Source organism: Roseiflexus sp., from assembly GCF_057785375.1.
In genome coordinates this window covers 128,312-147,386 of record NZ_JBYNRX010000035.1, presented here as the reverse complement: position 1 = coordinate 147,386, position 19,075 = coordinate 128,312, and the positions used below count along the sequence as shown (strand labels likewise).

17 protein-coding genes are annotated in these 19,075 nt (G+C 61.9%); 7 read left to right on the top strand and 10 right to left on the bottom strand.

The genetic code is table 11. The features are described 5' to 3' along the window. Nucleotides 1–175 precede the first annotated feature (175 nt). From AC3EA7_RS06350 to AC3EA7_RS06340, 3 genes are all read left to right on the top strand, one after another. On the top strand, nucleotides 176–406 hold the full coding sequence (locus AC3EA7_RS06350) for a hypothetical protein (RefSeq protein WP_488613194.1): 231 nt from the start codon (nucleotides 176–178) through the stop codon (nucleotides 404–406). Next, nucleotides 400–660 (top strand): type II toxin-antitoxin system PemK/MazF family toxin, encoded by a 261-nt coding sequence (locus AC3EA7_RS06345; RefSeq protein ID WP_488613193.1) that lies wholly within the window; start codon nucleotides 400–402, stop codon nucleotides 658–660. Before AC3EA7_RS06350 ends, AC3EA7_RS06345 begins: the two co-directional genes overlap by 7 nt. A gap of 486 nt (nucleotides 661–1,146) precedes the next feature. Then, entirely contained in the window at nucleotides 1,147–1,344 is a 198-nt protein-coding gene (locus AC3EA7_RS06340; RefSeq protein WP_488613192.1) for a DNA-binding protein, read from the top strand. A gap of 449 nt (nucleotides 1,345–1,793) precedes the next feature. Here AC3EA7_RS06340 and AC3EA7_RS06335 read toward each other — a convergent pair whose 3' ends face one another. The 3 genes from AC3EA7_RS06335 to AC3EA7_RS06325 all read right to left on the bottom strand — a co-directional run bounded on the left by AC3EA7_RS06335 (nucleotide 1,794) and on the right by AC3EA7_RS06325 (nucleotide 6,670). Continuing rightward, the gene (locus AC3EA7_RS06335; RefSeq protein ID WP_488613191.1) at nucleotides 1,794–4,202 is read right to left on the bottom strand and encodes a beta-galactosidase; all 2,409 of its coding nucleotides are present in this window, start codon (nucleotides 4,200–4,202) and stop codon (nucleotides 1,794–1,796) included. A 176-nt stretch (nucleotides 4,203–4,378) separates the two neighbouring features. Continuing rightward, a complete protein-coding gene (pknB, locus tag AC3EA7_RS06330) occupies nucleotides 4,379–6,157 on the bottom strand; it encodes a Stk1 family PASTA domain-containing Ser/Thr kinase (RefSeq protein ID WP_488613190.1) in 1,779 nt (592 codons plus the stop codon). A 6-nt stretch (nucleotides 6,158–6,163) separates the two neighbouring features. Next, nucleotides 6,164–6,670 carry a ribonuclease H-like domain-containing protein gene (locus AC3EA7_RS06325; RefSeq protein ID WP_488613189.1) on the bottom strand — a complete coding sequence of 169 codons (507 nt, stop codon included), beginning with the start codon at nucleotides 6,668–6,670 and terminating at the stop codon, nucleotides 6,164–6,166. 713 nt (nucleotides 6,671–7,383) lie between these two features. Here AC3EA7_RS06325 and AC3EA7_RS06320 point away from each other — a divergent pair. Together AC3EA7_RS06320 and AC3EA7_RS06315 are read left to right on the top strand one after the other, a co-directional pair. Continuing rightward, nucleotides 7,384–8,430, top strand: coding sequence for a nucleoside hydrolase (locus AC3EA7_RS06320; RefSeq protein WP_488613188.1), 1,047 nt, complete (start codon nucleotides 7,384–7,386; stop codon nucleotides 8,428–8,430). A 186-nt stretch (nucleotides 8,431–8,616) separates the two neighbouring features. Continuing rightward, the gene (locus AC3EA7_RS06315; RefSeq protein ID WP_488613228.1) at nucleotides 8,617–11,412 is read left to right on the top strand and encodes a hypothetical protein; all 2,796 of its coding nucleotides are present in this window, start codon (nucleotides 8,617–8,619) and stop codon (nucleotides 11,410–11,412) included. Nucleotides 11,413–11,481: 69 nt separating this feature from the next. Here the strand turns inward: AC3EA7_RS06315 and AC3EA7_RS06310 are convergent, their stop codons facing one another. The 5 genes from AC3EA7_RS06310 to AC3EA7_RS06290 all read right to left on the bottom strand — a co-directional run bounded on the left by AC3EA7_RS06310 (nucleotide 11,482) and on the right by AC3EA7_RS06290 (nucleotide 15,944). Next, nucleotides 11,482–11,691 carry a hypothetical protein gene (locus AC3EA7_RS06310; protein WP_488613187.1) on the bottom strand — a complete coding sequence of 70 codons (210 nt, stop codon included), beginning with the start codon at nucleotides 11,689–11,691 and terminating at the stop codon, nucleotides 11,482–11,484. Beyond that, nucleotides 11,675–12,394 carry an ABC transporter ATP-binding protein gene (locus AC3EA7_RS06305; protein WP_488613186.1) on the bottom strand — a complete coding sequence of 240 codons (720 nt, stop codon included), beginning with the start codon at nucleotides 12,392–12,394 and terminating at the stop codon, nucleotides 11,675–11,677. The genes AC3EA7_RS06310 and AC3EA7_RS06305 overlap by 17 nt, the downstream gene beginning before the upstream one ends. Nucleotides 12,395–12,759: 365 nt before the next feature. Continuing rightward, nucleotides 12,760–13,368, bottom strand: a complete 609-nt coding sequence (locus AC3EA7_RS06300) for a Yip1 family protein (RefSeq protein ID WP_488613185.1) — start codon at nucleotides 13,366–13,368, stop codon at nucleotides 12,760–12,762. Between the two features lie 267 nt (nucleotides 13,369–13,635). Beyond that, the gene (locus AC3EA7_RS06295; RefSeq protein ID WP_488613184.1) at nucleotides 13,636–15,141 is read right to left on the bottom strand and encodes a DnaJ domain-containing protein; all 1,506 of its coding nucleotides are present in this window, start codon (nucleotides 15,139–15,141) and stop codon (nucleotides 13,636–13,638) included. A 2-nt stretch (nucleotides 15,142–15,143) separates the two neighbouring features. Further along, a complete protein-coding gene (locus AC3EA7_RS06290; protein ID WP_488613183.1) occupies nucleotides 15,144–15,944 on the bottom strand; it encodes a double zinc ribbon and FHA domain-containing protein in 801 nt (266 codons plus the stop codon). Nucleotides 15,945–16,116: 172 nt separating this feature from the next. Here AC3EA7_RS06290 and AC3EA7_RS06285 point away from each other — a divergent pair, with 172 nt between their 5' ends. Beyond that, nucleotides 16,117–16,605: a hypothetical protein gene (locus AC3EA7_RS06285; protein ID WP_488613182.1), complete on the top strand. Its 489-nt coding sequence runs from the start codon at nucleotides 16,117–16,119 to the stop codon at nucleotides 16,603–16,605. A gap of 210 nt (nucleotides 16,606–16,815) precedes the next feature. Here AC3EA7_RS06285 and AC3EA7_RS06280 read toward each other — a convergent pair whose 3' ends face one another. Continuing rightward, nucleotides 16,816–17,364 carry an NUDIX domain-containing protein gene (locus tag AC3EA7_RS06280; RefSeq protein WP_488613181.1) on the bottom strand — a complete coding sequence of 183 codons (549 nt, stop codon included), beginning with the start codon at nucleotides 17,362–17,364 and terminating at the stop codon, nucleotides 16,816–16,818. An 84-nt stretch (nucleotides 17,365–17,448) separates the two neighbouring features. Between AC3EA7_RS06280 and AC3EA7_RS06275 the strand changes: the two genes are divergently transcribed. Further along, nucleotides 17,449–18,201 carry a gamma-glutamyl-gamma-aminobutyrate hydrolase family protein gene (locus AC3EA7_RS06275; RefSeq protein WP_488613180.1) on the top strand — a complete coding sequence of 251 codons (753 nt, stop codon included), beginning with the start codon at nucleotides 17,449–17,451 and terminating at the stop codon, nucleotides 18,199–18,201. Here the strand turns inward: AC3EA7_RS06275 and AC3EA7_RS06270 are convergent. Further along, a complete protein-coding gene (locus AC3EA7_RS06270) occupies nucleotides 18,179–19,057 on the bottom strand; it encodes a GNAT family N-acetyltransferase (protein ID WP_488613179.1) in 879 nt (292 codons plus the stop codon). The genes AC3EA7_RS06275 and AC3EA7_RS06270 overlap by 23 nt on opposite strands. Nucleotides 19,058–19,075: the final 18 nt, after the last annotated feature.

Genomic DNA, 19,075 nt, shown 5'->3' with positions numbered 1-19,075 from the left:
GTTATAGACTGTTTTCGCCCTTCGACCCGCTCAGCGCATCGCTCAGCGCGCCGCACATAACGCAACGTTGCGGGGAGTCAGGCGGAAGCCGTCTCAGCGCGCCAGGCAGGGTATCAGGCGGAAGCCGTCTCATTGGTAGTTAGTCCCATCACCCACGCAAGAATGGAGCAAGGAAATGAATATTTATGACACGACTGCGACCAAGATTCGTCAACTGCCTGAATCGCTCGTTCAAGAAGTGAGCGCTTTCATAGACTTTCTGTTGCTGAGACAAGATAGCACTCGCTGGCAACTGTGGAATCAGTTCACCGAGGCGCTGGAACTTTCTGAGATGGGTTTCTCCGATTATTTGTCTAATCTGGAAGACTATGAAAGCCGTCTGGCACATGGAGAAATCCAATGGTAACCATCACACGTGGGGATGTAGTGTTATGCGACCTCAATCCGGTGGTGGGCACAGAACAAGCAGGCGTTCGTCCTGCCATTGTGTTACAAATTGATCGCGCGAATGCTGTCAGCCCCCACACAATCATCGCACTGTTTACCACGAAAATTCGTCGCGCCCTCTTACCCTCTCACGTGGTGGTTCCTGCTGGTGTTGGTGGCTTGACCCAAGACTCAGTCGTGCTTTGCGAGCAGATTCGGGTTATTGATAAATAGCGGATTGTCAAGGTTCTTGGTCATCTGGACGAACCATACCTGCAACAAATAGCAAAAGCATTATGCACCATTCTTGGTTTGTGAGAAAGCAGGTTGCGCCTGACCAGCGCTTGCAGCCAACTGCTGCGCTCGCTGCGCTCGCTTGCGTCAGATAAAGCACGAGCCGTTATACGGCGCGCCGTTGCGAGGGACATTCGCGCGTTGTGCGCGTGTTCCGTGTCGCGCGGAGGCGCAGTGCGTTGTCATCGGCAAACACGCGCAGCATTGTACCGGAAGACACGTCGTGGTACAATGCACATTGCGCATTGGTGAGGACATGAGTGCGGGTGCGTTGACTTTGCCCCATCCGCAAGCCGTATAACACGCGCTTCCATCCGCCGCGAGCGAGCGCAGCGAGCGAAGCGGTCGACTGCAAGCGCAAGCCGTTAGCCAGCGCGTCGTAGACTGGTGAATGACCACAAGCCTCGCAACAGGAGTAAAGACAGTATGAATGCCGTCACCATTCTCTTATCTGATGAACGACTGGAGAAATTACAACAGATAGCCGCCTGTCTTCATGTTACTCCTGAAGAGCTAGTGCGTGTCAGCATCGAAGAATTGCTCTCTCGTCCTGAAGAAGAATTCCGCAGAGCGCTAGAGTACGTGTTACAGAAGAATACTGAACTCTATCAGCGGTTGGCTTGATGCGCTACCTGTCCCTTCGCGAGACGTTGGAAATTTATCAGTGTGTGATGCAACAGTCAGGCGGACTCATCAGCATTCGTGATCTGGGTGCATTGGAGTCGGCGGTAGCACAGCCACGGATGACGTTTGACAGAGAAGATAAGAGATGATACAAGTAGCAGTCAATCAGACAAGATGTTCGCGCGCCCGGTTCGCAAGGCGTAACGATCCCCAACGTGCGTTGGCAGTCGTGGACACATAACTGCGCCCTGGCATCAGCAGCCCCAACGGGGCTTCCACTTGCGGTGAGCGCTGTCGAACCGCGTCCTCAGCGCGGGCGTTCGCCCGCAGCACCCCGGCGTCCCGCCATGCGCGCCGGCAGCAGTGGACAAATGACCGCGCATTGAGTATGAGATTGTTCGGATTGGCGCATAAGCCGCATCTATTTCACCATAACAGACACGGGCGCCCTACTTCCTCCCCGTCGTCTCGCGCCCGAGCAACCCCAGCAGCACCACATACGGCGTCCCCCGGTTCTCCGGGTGGTACTCGAAACGCGCGCGCTCGAAGTGCTGCGTCAGGTACACGTTGCCGTCAGTCGGGTTGACTTCCATCAGCGGCGGCGAAAGCGGCAGACCGAAGAGCGCCAGGCTTTCTTCCAGGGTATACCCCGGTCGCCCATCCAGGTTCAATCCGTGGGACGACCAGTACCGGCGGAACTCTGGCGCAATCGCCTGCCCGGTTTGCGGGAAGTAGAACGGTGCGCGCGGATCACTCTTCGGGAAGTCGAACCAGTTGCGCCCGCTCGTCTCCAGCCGTTCGGCGCCCAATCGTCCGAGCAGCACGTCGTAGGGCGGCGCATTCTGCGGGTGCAGTTCGAGCCGGTTGCGCTCGAACCATTGCGCCCGCACTGTCTTCCCCTCGATCACCATGTCTTCTTCGGGACCGATGGGAAATCCGAACACGGGCAACCCGCCGTTCCGCTCCCAGTACTCGAGCAGCCGGCCACACACTGCAAAACCAGTCTCCGGGAACTGGCGGCACGGTCCCGTCGCCGGTTGCGGCGCCGATCGTTCCGGCGGCGCAGGCGCCGGTTGCGGCGCCGGGGCCTGCGTGGCACGATGGATCAGGAAGATCGGTGATGGACCCAGGCTCAACCCGAAGGCGCCGTTCGCGGCATCGATCTGCGAGGCGTTGCCCCACCGGTCAACCAGTGCGCCCAGCGGCGCCGCCGTCGGCAGATTCACAAATGCGCCTCCTGGCGACCAGAGCGCGTCAATCGTATCGCTGCCGCGCACAAAGCGCACGCCATACGCTTCGGGACCGCTGATCGCCGTCAGATCGTCGAGCCAGATCGTGCCAGACCCGCTGCGACTGTCCGGTTCGTCGTCGAGCACGATAGCAACCAGCGTCGCCGGAAAGTCGAGGCGCAGGTTGCCGCCGCCGCTGATGCGGTTGTACGCCTCGACCTGCCCATTGATCGGCGTGGCGAGGAACGACCACCCCGCGCCGCCGACAAAACCCAGGCGGAACTGGAGCGTTTCTCCTTCTGCATCGCGGAGCCAGACCTTGAGCGCGTGGCCGCTGCCGTCGCCGTAGACCCAGATGCCCAGTTGTCCTGGTGAACCGGGGATCGCGATTGCCGGACGCGGCGTGAAGACCACAAAATCATTGCCGCCGCCGGGGAAGGAGTAGTCGAGACGACCGGCGACGTTGCCGCTGTAGCGTTGGGAACCATCGGCGGAGAACGAGCCGTTCGGTTGATCGCCGCGTCGCCATGTGCCGAACTGCTCGAAATCGACCACTACCTGCCGCGTCCCCAGATCGATCAACCCGACGGGGGATGCGCCCGCGAGTTGCTGGTTCAGCGTGCGGAACGCCGCCAGCGACGGCTTTGGCTGACTCAGATCGGCGGGACCGCCTGCTTTGCGCAGCAAACCGTACAGATTGCGCGGCTCGGTATCCTTCAGGCTGTACCAGATAATCTTTTCGATCCCTGCTGCGCGCAGCAATGTCGAAGCGCGCACCAGAAAGTTTGCCTGCGTCTCCTCGTCCACGCCGCGCGGATCGCGATCGGCGGGACCGGTGGACCAGCCGAACTCGGTCGCCCAGATCGGCTTGCGCCCCAGGCTCTCGACCAGCGTTTTCACCGCGCTGACGTCGCCGGCGCCGATCTGGCCGTTCTCCGGGCTGAACGGATCGACGTAGGGATGGACGGCAAGCGCATCGAACGAACCCCACGCGCCATTCTCAGCAATAGCGCGGATGAAGTCGATGTGCGTTGGAACGATCCCCCCGCTCAACACAACGGCATTTGGATCGGCGGCTTTAATGGCGGGATAGGCGGCGCGCAGCAGCGCAGCGTAGGCGGTAGGATCGGGCTGCGGTTGCCAATAGCGCACATTCTCCGGTTCATTCCAGACCTGCCAGAAGCGCACCCGGTCGCGGTAGCGCGTCACGACCGCCGACGCAAAACGGGCGAAGGCCGCAGGATCGGGCGCATAATAGGACGGCCGGCCAGGCGCATCGCCGGGAAACGGCGTTGCCCAGGCCGGCGCCGTGTTGAGCACGCCGATGATATTGACGCCGCTCCCTGCCAGACGCGAAATGGCGCGGTCGTAGATCGCCCAGTCGAAGCGTCCCTGCTCCGGTTCGAGCCAGTACCAGTGAAAATCCTCGCGCACCCAACCGGCGGAGGTTCCGGCAACCAGATCGACCGGACCATCGAATCCGGCCTGCACCGGATAGCGCGACGCAATATGGGTATTGACGCCGAAATCGGATCGTCCCGGCGGCGCCTGCGCCCCCGCCGGCGCGGGAGACAGCCAGGCAACCAGGAGAGCCAGCGCCAGAAACGGAGAAAGCAGACGATGATGCATACGATGGCTCCTCATCTCGTCCAACAAAAATCGCCATGTGGAATACAACCGGGCAGACGAAGGGAATATCTTCGCCCGCCCATTTCCCAGACAGGCGCTGAGGAGTCTAGCAACGTTTGCGCGGACGCGCAATCTGCTTTGGTGTGCAATATGATGACGATTTGATCACAATCGAGTCATGGAGCGCGCACCCCCAACGTCACCGGCGACCCGCGATCAACCAGTTCACCGCCGCGCGGGATGGAGCTGACGACCACGCCAGGAGCGTACCGGTCGCACAGATCGCCGAGTTTGTCGCACCCCTGGTAATCCGAATACGACCAGGTCAGCCCGGCGGCGACAATCCGGCGAATCGCTTCCTCCTCTGGCAACCCGGTGATATCCGGCATGCGCACCTTGTCGCCAATGCTGACGAAGATCGTCACCGGGTCGCCGCGGCGCAATGGCGTACCTGCTGCCGGTTCGGTGCGGAAGACGAACCCGGCGCTGAGGCGATCCGGCGCGCTGACGACCTGCACCTGGAACCCCAGGCTGTGCAACTGAAACTCGGCATCGACGCCGCGCATGGTGACAACATCAGGTAACGGGATCGTCTCAGGACCGGTGCTGACCACATAGGTGACAACGGTTGAGGCGGTCACGACCGTCGTCGCCGGGGGAAACTGGTCGAACACCAATCCGGCTGAGACGACATCGGAGGCGCGGGGCAGTTCCGCATACGGCAGCAGACCAGCGCCTTCGATGGCCGCAATCGCTGAGCGCTCATCCAGGCCGACGACATTCGGAACAGCCGCCATCTGCGGCTCAGGGGTCGCTGTCGGCTCAACGGTCGGTTCGGGAAGAACGACCGGCGGCGGGCGGGTTCCGCCGCTGAAATGGAACAGGTTATCGAATGTGCCAGTGGCAGCCAGATAGACCACGCCAAGGATCAGGCCGATGAACATCATGCCGAGCAGAAAGACGCCAAGATCGCGACCGCCGCTTGTCGGCGGCGCCTGTGTCACCACCGGCGAGCGCGGCAGCGGCAACGACGTGCGACCGGAAACATTCCCGGCCGGCACAGCCGCCACAGGACCCGGCGCCGATCGCGGTTGCAGCGGACGGGGCATTGCCGGGCGCACAATCGTCGCTTCCTGGCTTGCCGTGCGGTAGGCGCGCAGCATCTGGGCGAACTCGCGCGCCGACGCGGGGCGTTCGTCAGGGTTCTTGCTCAGCGCGGCAAGCACCAATTCCTCCAGGCGCGGCGGAATCTGTGCATTGAACATGCGTGGCGGCGGCGGTTCGGCGCTGACGTGCTGCATCGCCACAGCAACCGCATTTTCGCCGGTGAACGGCAGGCGACCGGTCAGCATTTCGTACAGCGTCACCCCGAGCGCATAGATGTCGGAGCGCGGCGTTGCAGAAAACCCGCGCGCCTGTTCCGGCGAAAGGTAATCCGCCGTTCCAAACGTCACACCGGTTTCGGTCAACGCCGTCGAGAGCGAACTTTTGGCAATGCCAAAATCGGTAATTTTCACTTCACCGGAAGGGCTGACCAGAATATTCTGCGGCTTGACATCGCGGTGGACCATGCCCATCCGGTGCGCCGCTTCCAATCCCTCGGCGACATCTTCGGCAATTGCAACAGCATGATCGATCGGTAGCGGACCGTTGCGCAGGATCAGACTCTTCAGGTCGCTGCCCTCGACGTACTCCATCACAATATAGTGGATGTCGCCGTCCTGCCCGACGTCGTACACATTGACGATGCACGGATGGCGGAGACCGGCGGCAGCCTGCGCTTCGTGATGGAACCGCTGAAGAAACGTGACATCGGCAGCATGGTGTTCGTGCAGCGTCTTGATGGCCACCCGCCGATTGAGGCGCAGATCACGACCGAGGTAGACGCGCGCCATGCCGCCTTCACCGATCTTCTGCTCGAGTTCGTAACGATGATTCAGGATTTTCTTCTGCATAACGCATCAGACGAAGACATGGCGCACAACCCGGCACAGATCGCCAGGCGGCGCCAGACCAAGACGTTCATCGAGAATCGCCAGATTGATGACATCCTCATAGTTATAAGTCAGCAGGGTGCGCAGCGCTGATCGATCGCCCTGCTTTTCGTAGCGATCCCACAGGTACAGCGCATCCCGTCCATTGAGACCATGAGTGATACGGCAGATGCCCAGGCGTTCCTCCACAATCTTGAGACCGCCGCGCAAGCCGCGCCTGCGGCAGATATGCATCAGATCGCAGTGATCGAAATCACGCCTGAGATCGACAAAGAGGCGCTTGTGGATCACCGGCAGATCAAAGGAAGAGCCGTTGAAGGTTACAAGCGTGTTCACACCTTCCAGCGCATCGTACAACGCAGTATCTCGCACGCCGCCGCCGATCAACTGAATAGCGCCGAAATCCGCGCGGTAGATGCCGATCACGCTGATCGCGCCATCAAATGCGGTTTCGATATCGAGATAGGCGCGCACACTGCAATCCTTAAGATCGACACATGTCTCTCGCGCCATTATAGCACGCCAGGTCCGGGCATGAACGGTGCGAACGAGCATCCTCGCCGCGATGCGCCTGGGCTGGCGATGCCCCCCATCCCCCGCGCACTATGCATTACCGGCATATCACGTTGCAGAGGATGCGCCGGGCAGGCGTTCCGCCGGGCGTCCACCTGCGCGGTTCGGCACGCTCACCGCGAGTGGACGCCTCCGTCCCCGTCCACGCAGGCGGACGGTCGGCCGCAGGTCCTTCAGGGACGATTTCAATCGCTGGCAGCCGTAGCGTCGTTTCCTGACCCATCATGCCTGCACCCCATTCACAAGGGTCCGAGCATGCATGGTCAGATAGCAGCCCGCCGCGCCGCCCGACGCGGCGCCCTGAGCCCTGAGCTTGTCGAAGGGTCGAAGGGCTGAACCGTCGGGCTGAGCGCACGAAGGGCGCCGCCGCGCCCGCGCCCCGGTGGGGACGCATGCCCTGACCCAGCCCTGCTGACGCGGGGCTTCGTGCGCGCAGCGCGGGCGTTCACGTCCGCGCGCGCGTCTGCCAGGGACGACGCAGCGCCAAGCGGCAGGCGCAGTGCGGTGGTTCCTGACCCATCAAGACTGCCCCAGCAGCGCTGGCGCGCCTCGCAATGACGGCAGCGCATGGTATAATAGATTTCCCGATCCAGCCTTGAACGAAAGACGATAGTATGACCACGCGCGTCATTCTCGACACCGATCCCGGCATCGATGACTCCCTGGCCATTCTGCTGGCGGTTGCTTCCCCCGAAATCGAACTCGCAGGCGTGACAGTAACCAGCGGCAACTGCCCGCTCGCCGACGGTGTGCGCAATGCGCGCAACGTCCTGGCGCTCGCCGGTCGCTCTGACATCCCGGCATCCGGCGGCATCGCGTTGCCACTCATTCGTCCACTCTACACTGCTCCCGAAACCCACGGCGAAACCGGCATCGGCTTTGCCCGCCTGCCTGAGTCATCTGCACCTGTGAGCCACGAGCACGGCGTTGATCTGATCATCCGCGAAATCCTGGAACATCCTGGCGAGGTGACTCTGGCGGCGGTTGCGCCGCTGACGAATATTGCCGTTGCACTGCGCAAAGAGCCGCGCATCATCAACGCTGTGCGCGAGGTCATCATTATGGGAGGCGCGCTACGCGCCGATGGCAACACCACCTCGCTGGCGGAGTTCAATTTTTATGTCGACCCGCACGCAGCGCATATCGTCCTCGAAAGCGGCATGCCGATTACGCTGCTGCCATGGGACATCTCTCAGCATATCATTCTCACGCAGGCGGATATTGACCGTCTGAGTCGCATTCCATCGCCGATCACGCGCTTCATTGCCGACGCTACCCGTTTTTATATCGAGTTTCACCTGGCGACATTCGGGTTCGCCGGGTGCTCGATCAACGATCCGGCGGTGCTGGCGCTGGCGTTCATGCCCGATCTGGCGCGTACCGAGCCAATGCACGTGGCGGTCGAGTACACGAGCGAATTGACCGCCGGCAAGAGCGTCATCAGTTATATCGGTCCGGCAACCCGCGAGCCGGATGCGCACGACCTGACCGGATACGACACTGCCCGATGGCCCCCGCAGTGGCGACGCGCATTCCGTCCTGCGCCGAATGTGCGTGCAGTCGTCGACTTTGACACACAACGGTTTGTCAACCTCTTCGTCGAACGAATGGAGGCGCTGGCGCGCACCGTGAACGAGACGCCTCAACACCGGAACTCATAGCAGGGAGGCAAAGGATTAAAGTCAGCGTTGTCCGAAAAGTCGCCACGTGACGTGCGTCTGGGGAGGCGAAGGCAATGCCTTCGCCTGTCCCGCGATCTGTTCTGGATAGGCTGTAAGTCCGTCTCAATCCGCGTATATCTATTTTCCATCACACACCACGCAGTGTTCAGGTTCACGTTGGACATCGTGATGTGGAAGAATCGCCGCATCTCACCCCTGCTTCCACCGCTAGCGTATCTGCTGCTTGCGGTTGTATTCACCTGGCCTCTGGCTTCCCAGATGACGACTGCGCTCGGCGGCGGTCTTGATCCCATGCTGCAAACCTGGGTGCTTGCCTGGAACGTGCATGCGATGACCACCGATCCGTTTGCGGTCTGGCAGGCGCCGATCTTCTTCCCCTACCCGGAAACGCTGGCGTACAGTGATCATCACCTGTTGCTGGCGATCCTGACGCTGCCGATTGTTGCGACTGGCGGTCCGGTGCTGGCATACAACCTGCTGCTGCTGGCAAGTTATGCGCTGACCGGGTGGGCCGTCTATCTGCTGGCGTATGAAATGTCCACCGGCGCACACGACGCGTGGATACGCACAGCTGGTGCATTCGCGGCGGGTGCAGTGTTTGCATTCGGCACATACCGCATGACGCATTTCGTGCACCTGCAACTGTTGCAGACAGCGTGGCTGCCGCTGGCATTGCTGTTTCTTCGGCGGCTGTTGCGCGCCCCTGAAGACGGCGGCGGACGCTGGCGCGATGCAGCGCTCTTCGGATTGTTCGCGGGCATGCAATGCGTGACGGCGCTCTACTACGCCTCTTTTACAGCGCTGGCGATCGGATTGTATACCGCGATCTGGTTGTGGGGAGCGATCCGTTCACCGGTGCGCACCGGTCTCTGGCAGCGGATTGGCGGCCTGGCATTCGGCGGCGGTCTGGCGGCGCTCATCACCGTACCGCTCACCCCCCCGTATCTGCGCATTTACGAGTATCTGGGGGTCGTGCGCTCGCCCCGCGAACTCGACAACTGGTCGGCGCCGCTCCAGGCATATTCCGCCGTCATCCCGACCAACTGGCTGTACGGCGGTCGCGGCGGCTGGTTTGCCGCCAGCGGCGGCGAATTTGCGCTCTTCCCCGGCTTCGTGACGATCGGGTTGGCGGCAGTGGGAGCGACTCTTGCCATCTGGCGGCGAACCGGTAACAGCAACACCGTACCGGATAGCATTCCTCTTGCACGAGATATCGTTTTTCTCGTCCTGCTGGGAATCAGCGCATTCGTGTTGTCGCTTGGAACCGGCATCCGCCTGGAACGCGGCGATGAACCGTTTCCGATCCCGTTGCCATACACGTTGCTCTACGAACGCATTCCTGGCTTTGGCGCATTGCGCGTCCCGGCGCGCTGGGCTATGCTGGCACATCTGGCGCTGGCGCTGCTCGCTGGCATTGCGCTCGTTCGATTGGGACACCGGATCGCACCGGTCCGGCAACGCAGATGGCTGACATCCGCGGCTCTGGCTGTCATCGGGGGCGCGGCGCTGATCGAGCACGCAGCCATTCCCATACCGCTGGCGACGCCTCCTGCTCCGCCGCCGGTCTATACCTGGCTCGGCGCACAATCGGATATCCAGGCAGTCCTGGAGTTGCCGGTCGGTCCGACGCCGCGCGGCGCTGAACTCGAACGCATCACCATCCGGCAGTTCCACCAGATGCAGCACTGGAAGCCGCTTGCGACCGGGTACAGCGGCATCATCCCGTTCGGCACAACCGATCTGCTGCGCCGGGTGCAGCGCCTGCCTGACGATGACACCCTGCGCTACCTGGCGCTGGCAGGCATCGATACGCTGGTCATCCATCGCAACGAGTACGATGCCGGGAAACTGGCGCCGTTGCTGGCGTGGGCTGACACGACTCCGCTGCTGCGTCGCCGCGCTGAAATTGGGGATGCCCTGATTTACACTATCACGCCAGAAGCAGACATGCCATCCTCGGTGACAGCGGGCGCGTCGGTGTTTGTATCGGCGGACGAGCGCGCGCCGGGGGTGCTGGCGCTTGGACTGATCCGGCGCTGGGAAGAGGCGGGCGCGGTTCTGTACGGCGGCGGTCGCATGCGCTACTACCCGAACCTGAAGCCGCTCCGTCCGGGTCAGGTCTGCGAGTACGGGTTGCTGGCCGCCGATGAGGATCCGGTGGCTGCCGGGTTCAGCGCCGGCGAGTTGCGCTGGCGTTCGAACGGTCTGGCGCTGTATACCCGCGATCCACACCTGATCGCTGCGCTCGACCTGGCGCAACCGGTCGCCGGACAGTTCCACCCGGCGTATCCTTCGACGCTCACCGTCACGCTCGAAGAGCGGCGCATTCGCATCGCCGGCGTGCTCATCCCGCTGGAAACGTCGTTGACCGAAGCGTCCATCGAACTGGACGTCGCCAGTCTGTCGGATCAGACGCTCGTCATCGGCAATGCGACCTACACCATTTCGCCCGGCGCTGCCACTGTCGCTGCACCGCTAGCGATCAATCAATCCGTGCCAATCGCTGGCGCGCCAGGCGATACTGCCATTCAGCGCATTCGCATATTTTCTGCGCCGCGCGCGCCCGCGCCGCCGCCGGAAGGCGCGCTTGCGCTGAGCGCTGATAGTCGCTTTGACGGATCACGATTATCGGTCACCGTGCGCATCGGCGGCGCGGGCGCGCTGGTACTTGATGTACGCGGCGCCGCCGCGCGCGACGACCGGCCGATCCACTTGCTCGAAGGCATGCTGCCAGTTCCGTCAGAGAGCAATGAATTGGTTTTCAGCGTCGATCTGTTATCCCCACATGAACCCTGGATGACCCATCGTGGAGAAGCAGAAGATGGTCGCTACATTGTTTATGTAAAATCAGCCGCGCGCCCTGGCGCTCCTGGAGTGCCCGTTGCAACCTTCTTCATCCGCAACGGCGCCATCAGCGACCCCCGACCGGCGCCGCTGCCGTTGCGAGTAGTCGGGGGGTAGGGATTAGGGGTTAGGGGTTAGAGGTTAGGGGTTAGAGGTTAGGGGTTAGAGGTTAGCATCTTTGCACGTTCAACATGCAACCTTCCCACGTTCAACGTGCAATGCTTTGCTGTGGTGGTGCAACACTGCGCCGGTGCGATGCAACACTGCACCGGTGCCGTGCACCGCTGCGCCGGTGCCGTGCACCGTTGCGCCGGTGCGGGCAACGTAGCGCCGGTGCGGTGCAACGGCGCTACATTGCGCTATTGCAATGTTCAGCCACTCAACGTACTGGTACATCCTCCTCCACCAGGCGCCCTTCAACAATGCGAAAGAGGCGATCCGCCAGACCGACGACTTCGGGGCTGTGCGTGACCATGAGAAGGTTTTTGCCAGCGCGACGGGTAAGGGTGTCGAGCAGATCGAGCACTTGCTGGCTGGTGTCGCTGTCGAGGTTGCCGGTTGGCTCATCAGCCAGCACCAGTAACGGGTCGTGCACCAACGCGCGCGCCACCGCAACCCGCTGCTGCTCACCGCCGGAAAGCCGGTCGGGATAGGCATTCCGGCGGTCAGCGAGACCCACCTGCGCCAGCAGGTCGAGCGCGGCATTGTGGTCACGCGCCGTTGCCCGCCCATTCAGTTCGAGCGGCAACAGCAGATTTTCAAGCACCGTGAGCGTTGGCACGAGATTGTAGAACTGAAAGATGAAGCCGACCGACCTGCGCCGGAACAGGGTGCGCTCACTTTCCGACAGACGAGTCAGCGATTGGCCCGCAACAACGATTTCCCCCGATGTCGGCAGGTCAATGCCGCTCACCAGGTTCAGCAACGTGCTCTTGCCCGATCCGCTTTTGCCGACGAGCACCACGAATTCGCCGCGCGCAAACGAAGCGCTGACGTCGTGCAACACGACGCGCTCGCGCCCGGCTTCCTCGAAACTCTTCGACACGCGATCAAGGATAATCAGCGGTTCGTCGCCATGTGCGGGAATATTCCAGGACATAGGGAATGAGCGAATGCGTCAGCGAATGATCGAACGGGTCAACGAATGAGCGAATGCGTCAACGAATGAACGAATGGGTCAGCCAATAAACGAATGGGTCAACGAATAAGAATGTTTATCTCTGCGATCTCTGCGCCTCTGTGGTGAAATCAGCAAGGATTCGAATGAGAAACGACTGGCAAGGTCGTGCGACGCTCCTTCCACTTTCCCACTTTCCACCTGCAACCTTACTTACCTCTCATCCCTTGCCTCTCGCCTCTTGCCTTGCCAATTATACGTCCCAGCCACGTCCACGGATGCGTTGCGGCATGCAAAAAGGAGCGCCTGATGCGCTCCTTTTTGCATGCCGTGCAAAACGTGTTTCGTTACTGACCGAAATTGACGCTGCCGCTTGCCACGCCCAGAGCGACGGCGATAGCCGCAAATATTGCGCTGATGATCGCAACGATGATGAACTGCGCAATGAACGCCAGCACCATTGTGATAATCGCCGGATTCTGTTGCAGGTTCATGCTCGAGCGCACACCCAGGTACCCCAGGTAAATCTGGTAAATGCCCAGCGCCAGCGTTAACGGCGCAGCCAAACAACCAATGATCGGAATCGCGCTTACAGCGCCGCTCACCGCCTGAATCGGCGCGACGAACAGCGCCATGGTATAGAACACCTCGTCCTGCGTGCCGGTTCCACCCTGCTGTTTCCCAATGAAGTAGACCAGGAAGACAAACAGGTAGAAACTTGCGATCGGCAGGATGAAACCCAAAACTCCAGCCAGCAGCGCCGCAACGATACCATTCAACAGGCCGAAGACCAGCGAAACTGCCGCGCTGATCGCGGCCGCTACCATAATGTAGATCGTCGCCTCGCGCTGGCCGCCATGCCGCTCGAAGCGCTCGAACGTTTCAACGCCCGGCTTCGTCAGCACTTGCATACTCTGATTGATCATTTCGCCGATTGAGACGCCTTGAACCATCATCGTCGGTTCCTCCTCATTGCTGTAAGATCGAACGATAGACCGACATGTAACGAACAAACCAGCGATGCTGCGAACGCTGCGGTGCGTTGCACATCGATAAAGCGTTCCTCAAATATGTTACGCCTCTCTGCGCGAAATGTTTCAAGCGGGCATTGTGCGCCGTGATGAGACGCGACACGGCGACAAGCGGAGATTGCGCCATACGCGACGGCAGAGACTGCCGCAGTCCGCTATCGAGTATATCACAGGATGAGGTTTGCGCAACTGTCAGATTGCGATCTCCGCCAGAATATCGTCGGCGCTCACGCCATTGCCTCGTAGCGTGGCAACCTGCTCCGCCGCCGCACGGGCTTCGGCGCGACGGCGGGTGCGCAGGCAGGCGCCCGCCAGCATCAACCACGCGCGTTCGTCGCGCGGGTCGATTGCTAGCGCCCGCCGGCAATGGTCAATCGCTTCGCCGTTCGCCCCGCGCCCCAATACCAGCGCCGCCAGTCCGCGCCATGCATGCGCCAGCGCCGGGTTCTGCTGCGCCGCAAGCGATAACTCGATCTCCGCCTGCCGCACATTGCCCGCGTCGCGCGCCAGCAACCCGCGACACAGAGCAAGCAGCGCGTCACTATCGGGAAGCGGAGCGCCGAGGCGAGCTGCGGTTTCAATGGCTGCCAGCGCCTGGCGCAGCGCGTGTCCGCCGAGATCGAGCGGGTCGGCAGACGCGAGGATTGCGCGGGCATACAGCGCGTGCGCCTCCGCCGACTGCGGCTGCGCCGCACAGACCCGGCGCAGCGGTTCGAGCGCCTCGCGCGGCAACCCGGCTGTGAGCAGCCCCTGACTCTGATGGAGGAGCGCGTCTGCTTCATCCGCTGAGAGCGTTGCCCCGGAGGTCGTCGTTTCTTCAGCGTGCACTTCGTCAATCAATGCACGCAACCCTTCGAGATGGCCATGGTCGAACCGGCCCTGACGCAACGCCTGCCAGAAGGCGTCGTAGCGGCTGCGGAGCCGCTCATCGCGCAGGATGCGCCGGGCAATTTCCAGTTCTTCCATCCGTGCATCGCGTTCGCCGGGAGACAATCCGGGACGAAGCAGCGTCTGCCGCTGGAGGGCGTAGGAAGCGGCATCGACCTCTTCCGGCGTCGGCGGTTGCGATCCGCGCACCATCTCTGTCGCATCCAGCGTCGAAGGCGACGAACGAACCGCGCGCGCTGGCGACGATGGGTCGATCATCAGATGCACTGGCGAGAGTCCCAGCAGGGCGTACAAATCAACCGGCTCTGCAACAGGTGGTCCGGCATCAGGCGGCGTTGCAGGCGGCGCCGGTTCCACCGGGCGCGGTGAACCGCAGTACTGGCAGCGCGGCTCATCGACCCGCAGCGGGGCGCCGCACGACTCGCAGCGCGCAACGCTTTTCTGAATGCCAGCGGCAGCGGATGCGCGCAGATCGTTGTAGATCGACCGGAGTGTCGGGTCGGTCAGGATGCGCCCGGCAACCTGAAACAGTTCGAACTTGCGCCGTGGTTCTGGCGCCAGCGCCGACGGATCATCAGGAAAGAGCGCGCGCAACCGGCGATACTGGCGCGCAATCGTGATTGCTTCGGTATGCTGGTCAACGCCGAGCAGACGGTAGAGATCAAGACCGCGCGCCACTGCGGCGGCCACCTGCGGCGCGCCCAGGTCGAGACCCTGAAAAAAGCCGCGCGCCAGCGAGCCGCACGCAGGGCAGATGCCGTCGCTTCCCAGCGGCGCGCTGCACGATGGACATGTCGGGTCGAGCGGCATGGTTATGCCTGAAAGCGCAGCAGCATGCGCCCCAGCGTAATCTGATCACCGTCGGACAGGGCACGCGACTGGTGCGGGAGCACTTTTTGCCCATTCACCAGCGTGCCGTTCACACTATCGAGGTCTTCGATCATCACCTGCCCGCCCTGCACGAAGATGCGCGCGTGCCGCCGCCCGACACCCTGATCGAGCGCGCCATGGGGACCGAGATCAACATCGGGATAAAACTTGCTTACCGGATCGCTGCGCCCGACGAGCGCCTGCGATGCGGCAGGCAACGGCAGCACGGCGCCGGTTCCCACAACGACCAGAGCGCACGATGCCAGTGAGGTGCGCCCGCCGACCGGCGCCGGTGTGATCGGTGAAGCAGGCGGCGCAGACGGCACTGCGACCGGGGGCGGCGCCGGCGCCTGATAGGATGGCGGCACCGCCGGCGCTGCCGGCACGGTTGGTGGCGCAGTGACCGGCGGAACAACGGGCATCGTTGGCGGCGCTGTCACCGGCGTCGGCGATGGATAGACCGGTTGCGGCGGCGCGGCGCTCTGCGATGGAGAGGGAACCGGAGCAACCGGGCGCGCCGGCGCGCTCAACGGCGCGCCACAATTGTCACAGAACGCTTCTCCGGGAATTGCAGCGTGACCACACTGCGGGCACACGGTAGGACCAATAGCAGGAACAGCCGACGCAGGAGCAGCAGTTGGCGGCGCCGGCCGGGCAGGCGCCGGTATCAACATCGCGCCGCACTGATCGCAATAGCGCGCACCTGCGGGATTATCGACGCCACACTGAGGACAGAACGGCATAACTATGCTCCTCTGAGGGTTATAACCCGTTCATTTGCGGTAAGTATACCATCTCAAGCGAACATTGCGTAACTGTGAGCAATCTTCGCGCGTGTATACTGATGGTGCACTCGAACGGATCGTATCATACCGAAGCGTACCAGCATACAGGCTGACACAAAAGGAGAAGTTCATGGCAAACAACGACTGGCTCACCCAGACCCAGGAACTGCTGCAGACCTGGACAAAGGCGCAGCAATCGCTTTGGGAGAACTGGCGTTCGCTGATGCCGGCAATGAGCGCACAGCCCGCCAGTGAGGAATGGAAGCAGGCGGTATCGGCGTGGAAAGACGTCATGCAGCGCTCACTCAATGCTCAGGCCGATTTCGTCAAGTTCTGGTCGGAAAGTATGACCGCCATGCCGCTGATGGGCAAGCAGATGGAGGAGATGTCGTCGCTGATCGTCGACACCACCCAGCGCTGGACGCACGTGCAGAGTGAGATCTGGAGCAACTGGCTCGACGCGGTTGCGAAGGCTGACGCCGCTGCGATGACCCAGAACTGGGACGAAGGCACGCGCAAAGCGTTCGACGCCTGGCGCGAGACGGTCAACAGCGCCATCGAGGCGCAGCGCAAGATGATGGATAGCTGGATGTCCGGCGCTGGCGAAAAGAAGGAGTAATTCCTTCAAGACACGCTCTCCTCACGCTCACCGCCGTGGCAGCGTCTCCGCGTGCGCCGACCCAAGCGGTGAAAAGCACGATGCAATGCCGCAACAATGCCACTCGAACCCTGGCGTCGTGACGTGAGGGAGCAGGGAGGTGTGTGCGCTTCACACCCTTATGGACGTGCGGGACGTACTCGCATATCCATAAGGGTGTGCTCTTGAGCGCTACAGTCCCAGATGGCGCGCGGCGAGCAGCACCGCCGTCACCGTCATACTGTCGCGAATCTCGCTGCGCAGCACCATGTCGAGGACGCGATCAAAGCGCATGGGTTCGATTTCGAGAAATTCGGTATCATCCGGCGGCAGGCTCGATGGCGTCAGATCGAAGCCAAGAAACAGGTGCGCAGTTTCTTCCACCACGCTCTTAGAGGTGTAGTACGTGCTGATCCATTCGAAGCGTCCGGCACGGTAACCGATCTCCTCCTGCAATTCGCGCTGTGCAGCCTCTTCGGGCGTTTCACCTTCGTACATCCCGCCAGTCGGCATTTCCCAGCGATGCCCTTCACCGTAGATGTAGCGGTATTGGCGAATCATCACGACCCGTCCATCGGCCAGAAATGGCAGGATGCCGACGCACTGACCAATGCCCGGCGTCACGACCCCATAGATGGTTGTGCGACCATCAGGCAATTCCGCAATGTCTTCGCGCAGGCGCATCCATTTGTTGCGGTAGATTTCGCGGCTTGCGCGCGTGCGCCATGGGTGAGGCGACATAGATGCTCCTTATTTGTTGTACGAACATGGTATAATGCCGTCCACGTTTTTTGTGGCGATGGGTGGCATGAGCAAGGTCATCATATGAATCGGGTGTGTGTTGGCATTACGTGTGGAACCTTCTACGACCACGACTGGTGCCCGCCCTCGATCGGGCATCGGAAAACCTATATCGATGCTGTGGTCGCCGCTGGCGGCGCGCCATTCCTGCTCCCTTCCATCGATGATGACGCCGCGTTGCGTGCATTGTACGAACGGATCGACGGCATGTTGCTGGCCGGCGGCGGTGACATCGAACCGCGACACTATGGCGAGCAGCCGCTGCCTGCACTCGGCGTCGTCGACGTGCTGCGCGACCGCACCGAACTTCCGCTGGTGCGCTGGGCGGCCGCCGATGGGAAACCGGTTCTCGGCATCTGCCGCGGTGCGCAGATGGTCAACGTGGCGCTCGGCGGGACGCTCTACCAGGATATTCCCTCACAACTTGAGACGAAACTCAATCATTCCGACTCCTACGCCCGCCAGGACTGGACGTATCTCGCGCACACGCTGCGCCTGGCGCCCGATTCACGGTTACACCGGATGCTGGGGAGTGATGAGCTGTCGATCAACTCGCTGCACCACCAGTCGATCAAAACCGTTGCCCCAGGACTGATGGCTGTCGGTTGGGCGCCGGATGGCGTGATTGAAGCCATCGAGAGCGCGAATGGTCATTTTCTGATCGGGGTGCAGTGCCATCCCGAGGCGCTGCAGAGCACGACCGATCCGCGCTGGCAGACGCTGTTTCGCCGCTTCGTCGAGGCATGCGTGCGCTTTAGAGATCGCACCGCAGAATAGTCTGTCGATCGCCGGTGCGCCGGAAGCCAAACCATTCGTACAAACGCCGCGCAGCCCGGTTGTATGCCTGTGTGTTCAGGGTGATTGTCTCAGCGCCAATCGCCGTGGCATAGGCAATGACCTCGTACAGCAACCGTGCCCCAATGCCCTGCCGTTGACGATCAGGCAGGACGGCGATGCGCACCAGATGCGCCAGTCGCCTATCGAAGTGCGTGGTCACGAAGGCATATCCAATAACGCCGGCATCATCCTCAACAACCAGAAAGCAGGGCGTTTCGCGCAGCGCCATCCCGATCTGAACGTCGTCCTTGCGCCACTCGGCGCTGAAACACTGCGCATCCACCCCCAGGATTGCCGGTATGTCGCCCATCGTCGCTGTACGCACCCGCACCGCCGGGTTGCCCTGCGTCGGGACGCTCATCCGCGTCTTTTCGTAGACGATGACATCGGTATCGTGGGCATATCCCGCACGACGCAGCGCCAGGGTCAACCATGCATCGGCAGGTTCGTGACAGGCGACATAGACTCGTGCAGCGCCTCTGGCACGCAGTATATCGTGGAATGGCGGCAGCAACGTATTGAGCGCCGGCGCCGTTGACACTCCGCCGCTCAACACCAGCAGACGCACCCACGTCACGGCATCGCCCACCCAATCGGCGATCAGCATGCCGCACGGTCTGCTGTTGGCGAGCAGCAGCAGCGCTGGCGCACCGGCAAGCAATCCTATCGCCTCATCGACGCTGACAGTCATAAACCAGCGATCGGCGTCGTCCATCAGACGCAGGACGGTCTGCTGATCGTCGAGCGACGCCGGGCGCGTCGTCAGCACCACGGAAGACGAGGATGGTCGCAACACTGCCGTCTCCCGACGCCA

Bases quoted from the DNA above. Each gene is read 5' to 3' on its own strand.
- AC3EA7_RS06350 (WP_488613194.1), top strand. From the start codon at position 176: ATGAATATTTATGACACGACTGCGACCAAGATTCGTCAACTGCCTGAA.
- AC3EA7_RS06345 (WP_488613193.1), top strand. From the start codon at position 400: ATGGTAACCATCACACGTGGGGATGTAGTGTTATGCGACCTCAATCCG.
- AC3EA7_RS06340 (WP_488613192.1), top strand. From the start codon at position 1,147: ATGAATGCCGTCACCATTCTCTTATCTGATGAACGACTGGAGAAATTA.
- AC3EA7_RS06335 (WP_488613191.1), bottom strand. From the start codon at position 4,202: ATGCATCATCGTCTGCTTTCTCCGTTTCTGGCGCTGGCTCTCCTGGTT.
- pknB (WP_488613190.1), bottom strand. From the start codon at position 6,157: ATGCAGAAGAAAATCCTGAATCATCGTTACGAACTCGAGCAGAAGATC.
- AC3EA7_RS06320 (WP_488613188.1), top strand. From the start codon at position 7,384: ATGACCACGCGCGTCATTCTCGACACCGATCCCGGCATCGATGACTCC.
- AC3EA7_RS06310 (WP_488613187.1), bottom strand. From the start codon at position 11,691: ATGTACCAGTACGTTGAGTGGCTGAACATTGCAATAGCGCAATGTAGC.
- AC3EA7_RS06305 (WP_488613186.1), bottom strand. From the start codon at position 12,394: ATGTCCTGGAATATTCCCGCACATGGCGACGAACCGCTGATTATCCTT.
- AC3EA7_RS06300 (WP_488613185.1), bottom strand. From the start codon at position 13,368: ATGATGGTTCAAGGCGTCTCAATCGGCGAAATGATCAATCAGAGTATG.
- AC3EA7_RS06295 (WP_488613184.1), bottom strand. From the start codon at position 15,141: ATGCCGCTCGACCCGACATGTCCATCGTGCAGCGCGCCGCTGGGAAGC.
- AC3EA7_RS06290 (WP_488613183.1), bottom strand. From the start codon at position 15,944: ATGCCGTTCTGTCCTCAGTGTGGCGTCGATAATCCCGCAGGTGCGCGC.
- AC3EA7_RS06285 (WP_488613182.1), top strand. From the start codon at position 16,117: ATGGCAAACAACGACTGGCTCACCCAGACCCAGGAACTGCTGCAGACC.
- AC3EA7_RS06280 (WP_488613181.1), bottom strand. From the start codon at position 17,364: ATGTCGCCTCACCCATGGCGCACGCGCGCAAGCCGCGAAATCTACCGC.
- AC3EA7_RS06275 (WP_488613180.1), top strand. From the start codon at position 17,449: ATGAATCGGGTGTGTGTTGGCATTACGTGTGGAACCTTCTACGACCAC.